Raw genomic sequence first — 14,212 nt, 5'->3', positions numbered from 1 at the left:
CGGCGTGACCGGCCAAATCATCGCGCACCCCAAAGCGCGGGGCATCCGAATCATCGAACAAGGAGAACGGCTATGGGCATCATCATCTGGTTGATCGTGGGTGGCGTGGTTGGCTGGCTGGCCAGCATCATCATGCGTCGTGACGCCCAGCAGGGCATCATCCTCAACATCGTGGTCGGCATCGTCGGTGCCGCCATCGCCGGTTTCCTCGGCGGCGGCAGCATCAACCAGGCCGTCACCGTCGGCACGTTCCTGTGGTCGCTGCTTGGCGCGGTGGTCCTGCTGGCCATCGTCAACCTGTTCACCCGCAAGAGCGTGCGCTAACGCATCAGCGGTTGTGGCGGATCGAAAGCCAAAGCCCGGGCATGTCCCGGGCTTTTTCGTGCGCGGCACGAGATGCGGTGGCTGGCTAATCGAGCTGGGTCCAGGCCGGGGCGTGATCGCTGGGGCGTTCCAGCGTGCGTGGCTGCCGGTCGATCCCGGCGGCAGTGGCGCGCGCCTTCAACGCATCGGAGACCAGGGTCAGGTCGATGCGCAGGCCCAGGTTGCGGCGGAAGCCGGCCATCCGGTAATCCCACCAGCTGAAGATCCCGGCCTGATCATGGTGCAGGCGCAAGGCATCGTGCAGGCCAAGGTCCAGGATCGCCTGCAGTGCCTCGCGCTCGGCCGCCGAGGTGAGGATGTGGGTGTCATCCCACAGCGCCGGATCGTGCACGTCGCGCGCATCGGGGGCGATGTTGAAATCGCCCAGCACCACCAGCTGCGGATGCAACGCCAGCTCGGCCTTGATCCATTCGCGCGCCGCCTCCAGCCAGCGCAGCTTGTAGCCATATTTCTCGCTGCCCACGTCCTGGCCGTTGACCACGTAGAGGTTGATCACCCGGATGCCATCGACGGTGCCGGCGATGACCCGCTTCTGCACGTCCTCGAAACCGGGAATGCCGATCTGCACATCCTCGATCGCGCTGCGCGCCAGCAGCGCCACGCCGTTGTAGGTCTTCTGCCCGGCGAACACGCTGCGATAGCCGGCCGCCAGCAGCGCCACGTCGGGAAACCTGTGGTCTTCCAGCTTGGTTTCCTGCAGGCCCACGATGTCCGGCCCGAACTGGCCCAGCCACTGTTCCAGGTGCGGCAGGCGCACGTTGAGCGAGTTGACGTTCCAGCTGGCGATCTTCATGGGCAAGGCGGGCGTGTGCGAAGGCGGCACAGCCTAACCCGCCGGATCGGCGCAGGCGCAGCGCTACACTGGCCGCATGAAAGCCCTGCGCCCTTACCTGGACAAGCGCCCCGTGCTGGGGCAACGGGTGTACGTGGACCCGGCCTGCACGGTCATTGGCGATGTGGTGCTGGGCGATGACGTGTCGGTCTGGCCGGGCACGGTGATCCGCGGCGACGTCAACCACGTGCGCATCGGTGCGCGCAGCAACGTGCAGGACGGCACCATCATCCACGTCAGCCACGCAAGTCCCTACAACAAGGGCGGCTATCCGACCCTGATCGGCGAGGACGTGACCGTCGGCCACGGCACCATCCTCCACGCCTGCACCATCGGCGATGCCTGCCTGATCGGCATGGGCGCGTGCGTCCTGGATGGTGCGGTGCTCGAAAAGAACGCCTTCATCGGTGCCGGCGCGGTGGTCGGCCCGGGCAAGAAGGTCGGCAGCGGCGAACTGTGGGTCGGCAATCCGGCGCGCCCGGCGCGGCAACTTTCGGAGAAGGACATCGAGGGCCTGCTGTATTCGGCCCGGCACTACGTGCGCCTGAAGGACCAGTACCTGGCCCAGCCCGAAGACTGATGAGCCGCCCGGTTGCCGATCACCGGGTTCGGGGCCGGCGCCGGCGACACCGACCAGGGTCGTCCCAGCGGCTGAAAGATCAGCCGGGCCCCTGGCTGGCCGGGCGCGTGGCGGTTTCCAACGCGGTCAGATAGGCCAGCGCCTGGCTGCGCGAGGCCCCGCACATGGCCGCCTCCGGACGCAGGCGCACGCACACCGCCGGGCGCTCGGGCTGGCCGAAGAGCCGGCAACGCAGGTGCGCATCCAGCTGTACGCAGGCAACGCCGGCCGGCTTGCCTTGCGGCATGCCGGGAATCGGCGAACTGATCGAAGGCGCGATGCAGCAGGCGGCGCAGCCGCTGCGGCAGGCCAGGGTGGAAGGCGGCGACATCGCGGCAGTTTAGTATCTCGGTTATAACCCTGTCGGAGGTCCGCCGCTCTCGGAGCAGGCACCGGGCCGTGCGCCCAGGACCGCAACCCCAGCATCACTTTCACGAAGGCTCACGCGGCGTTGATGCGCCTGACTTGCTCCAAGCCGGTGCATCGTCGTTCGAGGGCGCTGCGCCCTTGGAAGGGCAAATCGATGGTCTTGCTGCGCTTGCGATCACGATGGTTGACAAAACAAGCCAGGCCTGTGATAGCTTTCCGAAAAAGCGACGCTAGGGTTCCGACCGGACATCGATTGCCGGTGCTGGTCCGAGAGCGGCGGACCTCCGATAGGAGGTTACACGGCGGGATAAAAGCCCGGGAGACACGCGCAGGCCAGGTCCACAGGGCCTGTGGCCATGATCTGGTTCGTTCCGTGTAACTGACAGTGCGAGGTCTCCCCGATGAAGTCGTTCTCCCCCTTCGTGACCGTGGCGCGTGGCTGGGCCCTGGTGCTGATCGTCTGTATGTTGGGGCTGTCCGCCTGTGGCCCGGACAAGCCGTCGCAGTCTTCCGATAAAGCCGCTTCGCGGGCCAGCTTTCGCGTGGCCTGGTCGATCTATGTGGGCTGGATGCCCTGGGGCTATGCGCAGGACGCCGGCATCGTGGACAAGTGGGCCGGCAAGTACGGCATCGACCTGAAACTGGTGCAGATCAACGATTACGTCGAATCGGTGAACCAGTACACGGCCGGCAAGTTCGACGGTGTCACCGCGGCCAGCATGGATGCGCTGACGATCCCGGCCGCCGGCGGCGTGGATACGACGGCGCTGATCATCGGCGACTACTCCAACGGCAACGATGGCGTGGTGTTGAAGGGCAAGTCCAGTCTTGCCGACATCAAGGGCCAGCGCGTCAACCTTCCCGAACTGTCCGTCTCCCATTATCTGCTGGCACGCGCGCTGCAGTCTGCAGGGCTGAGTGAGCGCGATGTGACGGTGGTCAACACCTCTGATGCCGACATCGTCGCCGCCTACCAGGCGCAGGGCACCACCGCGGTGTCGACCTGGAACCCCCAGCTTGCCGCGATCCTCGCATCGCCCGATGCGAAGCTGGTGTTCGATTCATCGAAGATCCCCGGTGAAATCCTCGATCTGCTGGTGGTCAATACCGAGACTCTGAAACAGCATCCCGAGCTGGGCAAGGCACTGACCGGCATCTGGTACGAGACCGCTGCGCTGCTGGTGGCAGACAGCCCCCAAGGCAAGGCCGCGCGCGAGGCGATGGCGCGCATGTCGGGGACCGACCTGGACGGATACCAGGCGCAACTGCGCAGCACCTATCTGCTGGATACGCCGCAGAAGGCGCTGGCGTTCATGCGCGATCCTGCGTTGAAGGAATCGATCGATCGGGTGCGCACGTTCTCCTTCGACCATGGCCTGTTCGGTGCCGATGCCAAGGACAAGGACTTCGTGGGCATCGCACTGGGCGACGGCAGCACGCTGGGCGATCCCGCCAACATCAAGCTGCGCTTCGATCCGCAGTACGTCGAATTGGCCGCCGACGGCAAGCTTTGAATTGCGTCGAGCCGGGAAGGCCGATGCCGCCATTCCCTTCTCCATCGCGACCAGGCGCAAGCCGGCCCGCCGCAGACGGAGCCCGTATGCCAAGGCTGATCAATTACCTACCCCAGCGTCGGCAGCGCTGGGGGCTGGCCCTGCTGCCGTTTGCGCTGCTGGCCCTGGTCTATCTGCTGGCCTCCTCGCACCGGCACGCGCTGAACCCGAGCGAGAAGCTGCTGCCGACGCCGTCGATGATGGCCAGCGCGTTCAAGCAGGCTGCGATCGAGCCGGATCGACGCAGCGGGCAACGCATTTTCTGGCAGGACACCGCGTCCAGCCTGAGGCGCCTGGCGATGGGGCTGGTGGTCGCCACGTTGGTGGCGTTGACGTGCGGACTGCTGCTGGGCCTGCTGCCGGTGTTGAACACGGCGTTCAGCCCGGCGCTGGCGGCCTTGGCCATGGTACCGCCGATGGCGATCCTGCCGATCCTGTTCATCGTCTTCGGCCTGGACGAGCTGTCCAAGATCGTTCTGATCGTCATCGGAATCACCCCGGCGATGACACGCGAGCTGACCCTGCGGGTGATGCAACTGCCACGCGAACAGCTGGTCAAGGCGCAGACGCTGGGTGCGGGCACCTGGCAGATCCTGTTGCGGGTGGCCCTGCCGCAGGCCCTGCCGCAGTTGCTGGTCTCGCTGCGGCTGGCGCTGGGCTCGGCGTTCCTGTTCCTGATCTCGGCCGAGGCGATTTCGGCCGAGTCGGGGCTGGGGTACCGGATCTTCCTGGTGCGGCGCTACCTGTCCATGGATCTGATCCTGCCGTACGTGGCCTGGATCACCTTGCTGGCGTTCGCGATGGACGCCGGCTTGCGCCTGGTCTCGATCAAGGCCTTCCCGTGGTTCCATCCGGCACACCGGGAGGATGGCGCATGAGCCTGCTCGAAGTGCGCCACGTGTGGAAGGAATACGGCGGCAGCATCATCCTTGAGAACCTCAACTTCGCGGTGGAGGAAGGCGAGTTCTGCACCATCGTCGGTGCCTCCGGCTGCGGCAAGACCACGTTCCTGAGGTTGCTGCTGGGCCAGGAGCGGCCGAGCCGCGGCCAGCTGCTACTGGACAAGCACGAGCTGCCGGACGAACCGGGGCCGAACCGCGGCGTCGTTTTCCAGCGCTATTCGGTGTTCCCGCACTTGAAGGTGCTGGACAACGTGGTGGTGGGTCTGGAGTTTGCCCGCAATCGCTGGACCGGGCGCTCGTTCGGAGCGCAGCGGCGGAGCAACAGGGAACAGGCCGCCGCGCTGCTGGAGCGGGTGGGGCTGGCGCATGCGCTGGACCGCTATCCGGATGCATTGTCCGGCGGCATGCAGCAGCGGCTGGCGATCGCCCAGGCACTGGTCAACCGGCCACGCATCCTGCTGCTCGACGAGCCGTTCGGCGCGCTGGACCCGGGCATCCGCGCCGACATGCATGCGCTGGTGCTGGAACTGTGGCGCGAACACCGGCTGACCATCTTCATGGTCACCCACGACCTGAAGGAAGCATTCCACCTTGGGACCCGGATGCTGGTGTTCGACAAACTGCGCCGCGACCCGCAGGCCCCGCAACGCTACGGCGCCGGCATCACCTACGACTTGCCGATCGCCCGGCCCGCTGCGGCATAGCGAGGCCCGCGTAACCCGGCGCGGCCACCGCAACTACATCTAAGAAAACCAACGAGGTCCACGATGAACACTATCCCCCTGCATGGAGACATCCTCGCACCGGGCTGCCACTGGTCGCTGCACGTGCGCCGCGGCAGCCTGCTGCAGCTGACTGACGTGGAGGGCGGGGCCAATCTCGGCATGTTGCTCTACAACCCGGAGAACCTGCTGGAGCGCTTGAACCTGCCAGATACGCTCAAGTGCCAGCACACTTTTCGACTGACCCAGGGCCATTGCCTGTACTCGGACATGGGGCGGGTGTTCTGCTCCATCGTGCGCGATACAGCCGGCTGGCACGATGCCGCATGCGGCGCCGCCAGCCGCGCGCTGGTGGAGCGGCGCTGGGGCCGGCTGGACTACCAGCGCGCGCGCAACGACATGCATCGCAACGGCATCGACGGGTTCCTGGTGGAACTGGGAAAGTACGGCCTGGGCCGGCGCGACCTGGCTGCCAATGTGAATTTCTTCAGCAAGGTGGCCACCGACGCGCAGGGCCGTCTGCGCTATGTCCCGGGTGCCTCGCCGGCCGGAGCGCAGGTGCAGCTGCGCTTCGAGATGGACACGCTGGTGGTGATGAGCACTGCGCCGCATCCGCTGGACCCGGCCGAGCAGTGGCCGGCAAGACCAGTGGCCTGGGAACTGCGCATGGCCGCCGCGCCGCTGGGCGAGCACGATGGCTGCCGCGACGCGCGCCCGGAAAACCAGCGCGGTTTCTTCAACAACACGCTGTACTGCCAATGCCAGGCGGAGGTCCGGGCATGATCGTGGAGAGTGCGCTGGACCCGGGCCGCGCCGTCTACCGAGAGGTGGTGGGGGCCGGGGACTATTGGCTGCACGAGATCCGGCGCGGCCAGACCCTGCGCATCGTCGACCTGAAGGGCAACCAGGCTGCCGATACGTTGTTCTACAACGTGGACGATGTCGCTGATCGCTACAGCGCGGTGGACACCATCCGTGAGCAGGGCAATGTCTACCTGGGCGCGGGGACGCGGCTGCTGTCCACCGGCGGCAACGTGCTGCTGGAGATCGTCGCCGACACCTGCGGCCGCCACGACACCCTGGGCGGGGCCTGCTCCACCGAGAGCAATACGGTGCGCTACGCGCTGGAAAAGCGGTGCATGCACGCCTGCCGCGATTCATATCTGCTGGCGCTTGCCGAGCATGCGCACTACGGCCTGGGCAAGCGCGACATCACCCACAACATCAATTTCTTCATGAACGTGCCGGTGACCAGCGACGGCGGTCTGACCTTCGAGGACGGCATCTCCGCGCCGGGCAAGTACGTGGAGCTGCGCGCGCAGATGGATGTGCTCGCCCTGGTGTCCAACTGCCCGCAGCTCAACAACCCGTGCAACGGCTACGACCCTACCCCGATCGAGATGCTGATCTGGGATTGAGCGGGGCTTTACGGCAGCTGCCCGGCTGTCCTGGATCACGCGCAGCAAAGGGTGCGGCAGGTGGCCAGGGTATTCGGTGCGATCGCCCGCAGGACGACCTGCGGATGATCTTTTCCAGCGGGACGACCCGCTTTGAGCAAGTAGTGCAAATCATGTTCAGCAAGATCCTGATCGCCAACCGCGGCGCCATCGCCTGCCGCATTCAGCGCACCCTGCGCCGCATGGGCATCGCCTCGGTGGCGATCCATACCCAGGCCGATGCCGATTCCCTGCACGTGCGCGATGCCGACCAGGCGATCTGCGTGGGCCAAGCACAGGCCGCCTCCAGTTACCTGGACATCGCCAAGGTGGTCCAGGCCGCGCGTGTCAGCGGTGCCCAGGCGATCCATCCCGGCTACGGTTTTCTCAGCGAGAGTCTGGAGTTCGCCGCGGCCTGTGAGGCGGCAGGCCTGGTCTTCATCGGGCCCTCACCCGAGCAGATCCGGGCCTTCGGACTCAAGCACACCGCGCGCGAGCTGGCCGCCAGTTGTGGCGTGCCGATGTTGCCCGGCTCCGGGCTGCTGGAGGGACTGGCGCATGCCTTGGCCCAGGCCGAAAGGATCGGCTATCCGGTGATGCTCAAGAGCACCGCCGGCGGCGGCGGCGTCGGCATGCAGCGCTGCGGCGATGCGCAGGCACTGCAGCAGGCCTACGCCTCGGTGCAGCGGCTCTCGCGCAACAACTTCGGTAACGACGGCCTGTTCCTGGAGAAGCTGGTAGAACAGGCGCGCCATATCGAAGTACAGATCTTCGGCGATGGCCGAGGTCGGGTGGTGGCGCTGGGCGAACGCGATTGCTCGCTGCAGCGACGCAACCAAAAAGTGGTGGAAGAAACGCCGGCGCCGGGATTGCCGCAGGAGGTGCGCGAGCGCATGTGGGCCACCGCGGTGCGCCTGGGCGAGACGGTGAGCTACCGCTCGGCCGGCACGGTGGAATACATTTACGACGATCGCGAACAGCGATTCTATTTCCTCGAGGTCAACACCCGGCTGCAGGTCGAGCACGGGGTCACCGAGCAGACCACCGGCGTGGACCTGGTCGAATGGATGGTGCGCTGCGCGGCGGGCGAGTCGAGGTTCCTGGAGGGCTTCGCCTACGCCCCGCGCGGGCATGCGATCCAGGCGCGGCTGTATGCGGAAGATCCCGCGCGCGACTTCCAGCCGGTGGCCGGCCGCATCACCCACAGCCAGATGCCGAAGGTCGGGCGCTGCGATACCTGGATCGCCACCGGGACGACCGTTTCGCCCTATTACGACCCGATGCTGGCCAAGCTCATCGCCCATGGCGAGGACCGTGAGCAGGCGCGGACGCGGCTGCTGGCCATGCTGGACGAGACCCAGGTGGCCGGGATCGAGAGCAACCTCAAGTATCTGCGCCAAGTGCTGATTGCACCCGAGTTTGTGCAGGCACGGCACACCACCGCCACCCTGGCAGGGCTGGCCTACGCGGCCAGCGGCATCGAGGTGGTCGAGGCCGGGACCCAGAGTACGTTGCAGGACTGGCCCGGGCGGACCGGCTATTGGGACGTCGGGGTGCCGCCGTCCGGCCCCTTCGACGCGCTGGCGCTGCGCCTGGGCAATCGCCTGCTCGGCAACGATCAGGGCGCGACGGCGCTGGAGATGACCCTGACCGGCGCGGTGCTGCGATTCCGCTCGGCGGCCCGGATCGTGGTGGCTGGCGCCGACATGGCGCCGACGCTTGATGGGATCGCGATCCGGTCGTGGCAGCCGTACGAGGTCCAGGCGGGAGCGACGCTGGCGTTCGACAGTGTCCTGGGTGCCGGGGCGCGCTGCTACCTGTGCGTACGCGGCGGCTTTGACGTGCCGCCGTACCTGGGCAGCGCCAGCACCTTCACCCTGGGCGGCTTCGGCGGCCACGGTGGGCGCGCGCTGCGGCCTGGCGACGTGCTGCACCCGGCTGCCGCGGCGGTGGCCGAGGAGCCCGCCTGCGATCCGGCCTGCCTGCCGCGCTACACCCCTGAGTGGATCTTCCGAGTCGTCTACGGCCCGCACGGCGCGCCGGACTTCTTCACCGCGCAGGACGTGGAGACCTTCTTCGCCACCGCCTGGGAAGTGCACTACAACTCCAGTCGTACCGGCGTACGCCTGATCGGCCCGCGGCCGCAATGGGCACGGACCGACGGCGGCGAGGCCGGCCTGCACCCATCCAACCTGCACGACAATGCCTATGCGGTGGGCGCGGTCGATTTCACCGGCGACATGCCGGTGATCCTGGGGCCCGATGGACCGAGCCTAGGCGGCTTCGCCTGTCCGGCGACCATCATCAAGGCCGATCTGTGGCAGCTGGGCCAGCTGCGCGCGGGCGACCGCCTGCGCTTCGTCGCGGTCACGGTCGATGACGCCGATGCGCTGGAACGGGCCCAGCAGCAGATGATCGATTCGCTGCGTGTCGTACCGGCACCGGCCGGTGCGCGGCGGGCATTGCCGGCCAGCCCAGTGCTGGCCGAGGACGAGCGCGATGGCATCCGGGTGGTGTACCGGCCCTCGGGCGAAGACAACGTCCTGGTCGAATACGGTCAGATGGTGCTGGACCTGGACCTGCGTTTCCGCGTGCATGCGCTGATGAGCTGGCTGCAGCGCCAGCGCATTGGCGATTTGCTGGAATTGACCCCCGGCGTGCGTTCGCTGCAGGTCCATTACGACAATCAGCGGTTGCCGCAGCGCGAGGTGCTGGCATTGCTACGTGCGGCCGAACGCCAGCTGCCGGCGGTGGCCGAGATGGAAGTGCCTACCCGCATCGTCCACCTGCCGATCTCCTGGGATGATGCGGCCTGCCGGCGAGCGGTGGAAAAATACATGCAGCTGGTGCGCCACGATGCGCCCTGGTGCCCGGACAACCTGGAGTTCATCCGCCGCATCAACGGCCTGGACGATGTGGAAGAGGTCCGCCGGATCTTCTTCGATGCCAGCTACCTGGTGATGGGGCTGGGCGATGTTTATCTGGGTGCGCCGGTGGCCACGCCGCTGGACCCGCGGCACCGGCTGGTGACCACCAAGTACAACCCGGCGCGGACCTGGACGCCGGAGAATGCGGTCGGCATCGGCGGCGCCTACCTGTGCGTCTACGGCATGGAAGGGCCGGGTGGCTACCAGTTCGTCGGCCGCACCCTGCAAATGTGGAACGCCTGGCACCGCACCGCCGAGTTCGCCGAGGGCAAGCCCTGGTTGCTGCGCTTCTTCGACCAGCTGCGCTTCTACCCAGTCTCGCACGAGGAACTGCTGCAGATCCGCGAGGACTTCCCGCGCGGCCGCTACCGCCTGCGCATCGAGGAACAGACCTTCCGGCTACGCGACTACCACGCCTTCCTGGCCGCCAATGGCGACAGCATCGCCGCTTTCAAGCAGCGCCAGCAGGCCGCCTTCGAGGCCGAACGCCAGCGCTGGGCCGAAGCCGGCTACGACGAGGTGGTGGGCGTGGAGGAGACGGTGGAGGCGCCACTTCTGCAACTGGCCGGAAACGAGCGCGCGATCGCCGGCACGGTCCCGGGCAGCGTGTGGAAAGTGCTGGTGCAGCCGGGCCAGCGTGTCGACGCGGGGCAGCCGGTGGTGGTGCTGGAGTCCATGAAGATGGAGATCGCGGTGGAAAGCCGTTACGGCGGCCGCGTGAGCAGCGTGCAATGCGCCGCGGGGCAGACCATCGCCCCGGGGCAGCCCTTGGTGATCGTAGCGGTGGAGCCATGACGATGCAGCTTTCGATAAATGCCCTGCACGGGCGCTACCGTGCCGGCGCCCTGGACCCGGCGACCCTGGTGGCCGTACTGCGCAAGCGCATTACAGTCGAATCGGCGTCCAATATCTGGATCCAGACGCTGGATGAGGCGCAACTGCGGCCCTATCTGCAGGCGCTGGAAGGCAGGGGCCCAGACGACCTGCCGCTGTACGGGGTGCCGTTTGCGATCAAGGACAACATCGACCTGACCGGCGTACCCACCAGCGCGGGCTGCCCGGCCTATGCCTACACCCCGGGCCGCCATGCCGGGGTGGTCGAACGGCTGGTCGCGGCCGGCGCGGTGCCCATGGGCAAGACCAACCTGGACCAGTTCGCCACCGGCTTGGTTGGCGTCCGCTCGCCCTGGGGCGCGGTTGCCAACGCCTTTGATCCGGCGTACGTCAGTGGTGGGTCCAGTTCCGGATCGGCAGTGGCGGTGGCGCGCGGCATGGTCACTTTCTCACTCGGGACCGACACCGCCGGTTCCGGGCGGGTGCCGGCCGGCTTCAACAACCTGCTGGGGGTCAAGCCCACGCCTGGGCGCTGGTCCACCCGCGGCATCGTGCCAGCCTGTCGCACGCTGGATTGCCCTTCGCTGTTCGCACTGAACCCAGACGATGCTGCGCGGGTCGCGGCCGTGCTCGATGGCTTGGATCCGGAAGACCCCTATTCGCGCCCGGGGCGTACTGCGGCCGGACGCTTGCAGCGGGCGCGCATCGGCGTGCCCGGCGAGCAGCAGCGCCAGTTCCATGGCGATCGGGCCTATGCCGAGCAATACCAATGCACGCTGGAACGCTGGCAGTTGCAGGGGCACGAACTGGTCGAGATCGATTTGGCGCCGCTGCGCGAGACCGCGGCGCTGCTCTATGAGGGCCCGTGGGTGGCCGAGCGCCTGCTGACCGTGCAGCCGCTGCTGCAGCGCGATCCGGAGGCGGTGCTGCCGGTGATCCGGCAGATTCTCGCCCCGGCCCAGGGCCAGTCCGCCACGCAGGTGTTTTCCGCCTTCTACCGGCTGCAGGAACTCAGGCGCCAGGCCGAGCAGCTGATGGCCGGGATCGACGCGCTGCTGTTGCCCACCGCGCCCACGCACTACCGCATCGCCGAGGTCCAGGCCGATCCGCTGCGGCTGAACAGCCACCTGGGGCACTACACCAACTTCGTCAATCTGCTGGACATGGCCGCACTGGCCGTACCCAGTGGCTTCACCGCGGCTGGGTTGCCGTTCGGCACGACCCTGATCGGCCCGGCCTGGTCCGATGCCTACCTGCTGGAACTGGCGCAGCGCCAGCTCCAGGCAGAGGGCTTCGCCGGCGGTGGATGCTTCCCCGAGCCCTGGCACTGCCAGGACCGGCCGCTGCCGGGCCGGGTCGAGGTGGTCGTCTGCGGTGCGCACCTGTCCGGGATGCCGCTGAACGGCCAGCTGACCGGACGCGGCGGCCAGCGCGTGGCCGAGGTACGCAGTGCGCCGCGCTACCGGCTGATGGCCCTGGCCGGTGGCCCGCCGCAGCGACCGGGCATGATCCGCGATCCCGAGCGCGGCGCTGCCATCGAAATGGAACTGTGGTCGCTACCGCTCGAACAGTTCGGCGGGTTCGTTGCCGAGATCCCGGCGCCGCTGGGCATCGGCAAGGTCGAACTGGAGGACGGGCGCTGGGTGTGCGGCTTCATCTGCGAAGGAATCGGCGAACGCGGTGCCGCGGACATCACCGCCCTGGGCGGCTGGCGCCAGTACTTGGCCGGCGCCAGCCGCTGATCGCCTCCGGGGCCGCTCGACCGTGCCGGCGGCCCCTGACGGCACCTGCCGCCCGCATCATCACGCGTACAGCGTGCCGGGCATGCCCACTGCATCGATGATCGCGTGGGGCACGAAGCGGGCGCTGTCGCCGGTGATGCGGCTGTCGTCCTCGCGGATGCCGATGCCGCAGGCGCTCTCGCCGATCACCCAGCAGCCGATCAGCGGATAGCGGCCGTCGAAGGCGGTCAGCGGATGGGCGGCCTGGATGATGCACGGGCCGGTATACGGCCCCTGGCTTTCCTGCCAGCTGCCGTCGGCCAGGTGCAGGGCCACGTTGGCGCCCTCGCGGGAGTGCAGCGGCTTGCGCACCCAGCCGGGCTGCAGGGCGCTGCCATCGTCGAAGTGGGCCGGCAGCAGGTTGGGATGGCCGCGATGGCGCTGCCACAGCAGCGGCAGGATGCCCTTGTTGCTCAGCACCGCCTTCCATGGCGGTTCCAGCAGCTGCAGGCCCGATGCCGGCAGGGCCTGGCCGAACGCCTCGCCGAACAGATCTTCCAGCGGATACAGCTTGAACAGCGTGCCGATCACCAGATCATCCAGATCGGTGAAGCGGCCGTCCTCGGACAGGCCCAGGTCTTCCAGCGCGATGAGCTCACCATGCAACCCAGCCTGCGCCGCGCAGTCGCGCAGGTAGGCCACCGTGCCCTGGTCTTCGTTCGAGCCGCGCACCGCGGTGAATCTCAACGGGTGCTTCAGCTCAGGCGCGATTTGGCCGAAGCGCGCCACCAGTGCCTCGTGCAGGGAATTGAACTGGTCCGCGTGGGCTGGCAGGCGCTGGGCCGCGCGCTGGTCTTCCAGCCATTGCCACTGGAAGAACGCCGCCTCGAACAAGGACGTCGGCGTGTCGTAGTTCAGCTCATAGAGCTTGGCCGGCCCGTTGCCGTCGTAGGCCAGGTCCAGCCGCCCGTACAGATGCGGCTGACGCTGCTGCCAGCTGTCGGCGATCCATTGCCAGTACGGCTGGGCAATGGCCAGCTGCTTGAGCTTGGCCTCATCGCGCAGCACCTCGTCCACCAGGTCCAGCGCCATGGCGTGCAGCTCGGCGCTGGGGTCTTCCAGGTCATCCTCGATCTGGCGCAGGGTGAAGGCGTAGTAGGCCGTCTCGTCCCAGTACGGTGCGCCGCCGATGGTGTGGAAATCGAACCCGCATGCGCCCGCCTGCGCGCGCCAATCGCCACGCTCGGTGATGGCAACCCGACGCATCAGCCGCCGAAGCTGCTGCGGCCGGAACTGCGCGCACCAAAACCGCCGCGGCTGACCGTCACCGCGCGGTTGGGCGCGCTGGTGATCGGGGTCATGCCGGTGTTGCCGGCGCGGAACGCATTGGACGTGTCCGGGCGGGCCCCTGGCGTGGGGCGCAGCCAGCCGCGGTTGCGATCCTGGAAGGCCGGCGCGCTGTTGAAGCCACGGCGATTGCCCAGCATCTGCGACATGAAAAAGCCGGCCATCATCGGGCCGATGAACGAATGGCCCTGGCTGTCGCGCTGCTCGACGCAGCGGTCCTGGCCCCAATCGGTCTTGCACTGTTCCTGCGAGGCATAGCGCGGCGCCTGCTCGCTGGCCTGTTTCTGGGCGCTGGCAAAAGCTTCCTGGCAGCTGGCCTTGTCGCCGGTCTCGCGGGCGCAGGCGTCCACCGAGGTGTACAGGCCCTGGCGCACTTCCGGTTCGCGTTGGCAGGCGCTGAACAGCAATGGCGCGGCGCCCATCAGCAGCAGGGACGTGGTTCGGGAGCGTTTCATCTTGGGTCGGTCGAGGTCATGCGATGGCCCATGATGCCTGCCGTCACCAACGGCCTGCTGCACATGGCTGAATCGTCAGTTGCAGCAGCAACCGAGAAAAGCGCGGAAAAT

13 protein-coding genes and 1 riboswitch are annotated in these 14,212 nt (G+C 67.5%); of the genes, 9 read left to right on the top strand and 4 right to left on the bottom strand.

Annotation, left to right across the window (positions count from 1 at the left end; all coding sequences use genetic code 11):
- Positions 1-72 precede the first annotated feature (72 nt).
- The gene (locus DSC_RS00285) at positions 73-324 is read left to right on the top strand and encodes a GlsB/YeaQ/YmgE family stress response membrane protein (protein WP_014159086.1); all 252 of its coding nucleotides are present in this window, start codon (positions 73-75) and stop codon (positions 322-324) included.
- Between the two features lie 85 nt (positions 325-409).
- Here DSC_RS00285 and xth read toward each other — a convergent pair whose 3' ends face one another.
- The gene (gene xth / locus DSC_RS00280) at positions 410-1,177 is read right to left on the bottom strand and encodes an exodeoxyribonuclease III (RefSeq protein WP_014159085.1); all 768 of its coding nucleotides are present in this window, start codon (positions 1,175-1,177) and stop codon (positions 410-412) included.
- Between the two features lie 76 nt (positions 1,178-1,253).
- Between xth and DSC_RS00275 the strand changes: the two genes are divergently transcribed.
- On the top strand, positions 1,254-1,796 hold the full coding sequence (locus DSC_RS00275) for a gamma carbonic anhydrase family protein (RefSeq protein WP_014159084.1): 543 nt from the start codon (positions 1,254-1,256) through the stop codon (positions 1,794-1,796).
- Between the two features lie 79 nt (positions 1,797-1,875).
- Here the strand turns inward: DSC_RS00275 and DSC_RS00270 are convergent, their stop codons facing one another.
- A complete protein-coding gene (locus DSC_RS00270) occupies positions 1,876-2,166 on the bottom strand; it encodes a YkgJ family cysteine cluster protein (RefSeq protein ID WP_083833416.1) in 291 nt (96 codons plus the stop codon).
- Between the two features lie 257 nt (positions 2,167-2,423).
- A riboswitch (guanidine-I (ykkC/yxkD leader) is annotated at positions 2,424-2,528 on the top strand.
- A gap of 77 nt (positions 2,529-2,605) precedes the next feature.
- On the opposite strand from DSC_RS00270, the gene DSC_RS00265 reads away from it, so the two are divergent.
- The 7 genes from DSC_RS00265 (at position 2,606) to atzF (ending at position 12,320) form a co-directional block, all read left to right on the top strand.
- Positions 2,606-3,718 (top strand): putative urea ABC transporter substrate-binding protein, encoded by a 1,113-nt coding sequence (locus tag DSC_RS00265; RefSeq protein ID WP_014159081.1) that lies wholly within the window; start codon positions 2,606-2,608, stop codon positions 3,716-3,718.
- Positions 3,719-3,804: 86 nt separating this feature from the next.
- Positions 3,805-4,635 carry an ABC transporter permease gene (locus tag DSC_RS00260; RefSeq protein ID WP_014159080.1) on the top strand — a complete coding sequence of 277 codons (831 nt, stop codon included), beginning with the start codon at positions 3,805-3,807 and terminating at the stop codon, positions 4,633-4,635.
- Positions 4,632-5,363 (top strand): ABC transporter ATP-binding protein, encoded by a 732-nt coding sequence (locus DSC_RS00255; protein ID WP_014159079.1) that lies wholly within the window; start codon positions 4,632-4,634, stop codon positions 5,361-5,363. The genes DSC_RS00260 and DSC_RS00255 overlap by 4 nt, the downstream gene beginning before the upstream one ends.
- A gap of 63 nt (positions 5,364-5,426) precedes the next feature.
- Positions 5,427-6,164, top strand: coding sequence for an urea amidolyase associated protein UAAP1 (locus DSC_RS00250; RefSeq protein WP_014159078.1), 738 nt, complete (start codon positions 5,427-5,429; stop codon positions 6,162-6,164).
- Positions 6,161-6,799 carry an urea amidolyase associated protein UAAP2 gene (locus DSC_RS00245; protein WP_014159077.1) on the top strand — a complete coding sequence of 213 codons (639 nt, stop codon included), beginning with the start codon at positions 6,161-6,163 and terminating at the stop codon, positions 6,797-6,799. The genes DSC_RS00250 and DSC_RS00245 overlap by 4 nt, the downstream gene beginning before the upstream one ends.
- A gap of 152 nt (positions 6,800-6,951) precedes the next feature.
- Positions 6,952-10,539 (top strand): urea carboxylase, encoded by a 3,588-nt coding sequence (uca, locus tag DSC_RS00240; protein ID WP_043290239.1) that lies wholly within the window; start codon positions 6,952-6,954, stop codon positions 10,537-10,539.
- A 2-nt stretch (positions 10,540-10,541) separates the two neighbouring features.
- Positions 10,542-12,320 carry an allophanate hydrolase gene (atzF, locus tag DSC_RS00235; RefSeq protein ID WP_014159075.1) on the top strand — a complete coding sequence of 593 codons (1,779 nt, stop codon included), beginning with the start codon at positions 10,542-10,544 and terminating at the stop codon, positions 12,318-12,320.
- A 60-nt stretch (positions 12,321-12,380) separates the two neighbouring features.
- Here the strand turns inward: atzF and DSC_RS00230 are convergent, their stop codons facing one another.
- Together DSC_RS00230 and DSC_RS00225 are read right to left on the bottom strand one after the other, a co-directional pair.
- Entirely contained in the window at positions 12,381-13,565 is a 1,185-nt protein-coding gene (locus DSC_RS00230) for a glutathionylspermidine synthase family protein (RefSeq protein WP_014159074.1), read from the bottom strand.
- Positions 13,565-14,101 (bottom strand): DUF1190 domain-containing protein, encoded by a 537-nt coding sequence (locus DSC_RS00225; protein WP_014159073.1) that lies wholly within the window; start codon positions 14,099-14,101, stop codon positions 13,565-13,567. Before DSC_RS00225 ends, DSC_RS00230 begins: the two co-directional genes overlap by 1 nt.
- Positions 14,102-14,212: the final 111 nt, after the last annotated feature.

The organism is Pseudoxanthomonas spadix BD-a59 (assembly GCF_000233915.3).
In the GTDB taxonomy this organism is placed as follows: Bacteria; Pseudomonadota; Gammaproteobacteria; order Xanthomonadales; family Xanthomonadaceae; genus Pseudoxanthomonas_A; species Pseudoxanthomonas_A spadix.
Note: the sequence above shows the minus strand (reverse complement) of the source record. Positions and strands in the feature narration are given on the sequence as shown.

What these genes read in the sequence shown, in the direction of transcription:
- uca (WP_043290239.1), top strand. Translation starts at nt 6,952, where the DNA reads ATGTTCAGCAAGATCCTGATCGCCAACCGCGGCGCCATCGCCTGCCGC.
- DSC_RS00225 (WP_014159073.1), bottom strand. Translation starts at nt 14,101, where the DNA reads ATGAAACGCTCCCGAACCACGTCCCTGCTGCTGATGGGCGCCGCGCCA.
- atzF (WP_014159075.1), top strand. Translation starts at nt 10,542, where the DNA reads ATGCAGCTTTCGATAAATGCCCTGCACGGGCGCTACCGTGCCGGCGCC.
- DSC_RS00265 (WP_014159081.1), top strand. Translation starts at nt 2,606, where the DNA reads ATGAAGTCGTTCTCCCCCTTCGTGACCGTGGCGCGTGGCTGGGCCCTG.
- DSC_RS00275 (WP_014159084.1), top strand. Translation starts at nt 1,254, where the DNA reads ATGAAAGCCCTGCGCCCTTACCTGGACAAGCGCCCCGTGCTGGGGCAA.
- xth (WP_014159085.1), bottom strand. Translation starts at nt 1,177, where the DNA reads ATGAAGATCGCCAGCTGGAACGTCAACTCGCTCAACGTGCGCCTGCCG.
- DSC_RS00285 (WP_014159086.1), top strand. Translation starts at nt 73, where the DNA reads ATGGGCATCATCATCTGGTTGATCGTGGGTGGCGTGGTTGGCTGGCTG.
- DSC_RS00250 (WP_014159078.1), top strand. Translation starts at nt 5,427, where the DNA reads ATGAACACTATCCCCCTGCATGGAGACATCCTCGCACCGGGCTGCCAC.
- DSC_RS00270 (WP_083833416.1), bottom strand. Translation starts at nt 2,166, where the DNA reads ATGTCGCCGCCTTCCACCCTGGCCTGCCGCAGCGGCTGCGCCGCCTGC.
- DSC_RS00245 (WP_014159077.1), top strand. Translation starts at nt 6,161, where the DNA reads ATGATCGTGGAGAGTGCGCTGGACCCGGGCCGCGCCGTCTACCGAGAG.
- DSC_RS00255 (WP_014159079.1), top strand. Translation starts at nt 4,632, where the DNA reads ATGAGCCTGCTCGAAGTGCGCCACGTGTGGAAGGAATACGGCGGCAGC.
- DSC_RS00230 (WP_014159074.1), bottom strand. Translation starts at nt 13,565, where the DNA reads ATGCGTCGGGTTGCCATCACCGAGCGTGGCGATTGGCGCGCGCAGGCG.
- DSC_RS00260 (WP_014159080.1), top strand. Translation starts at nt 3,805, where the DNA reads ATGCCAAGGCTGATCAATTACCTACCCCAGCGTCGGCAGCGCTGGGGG.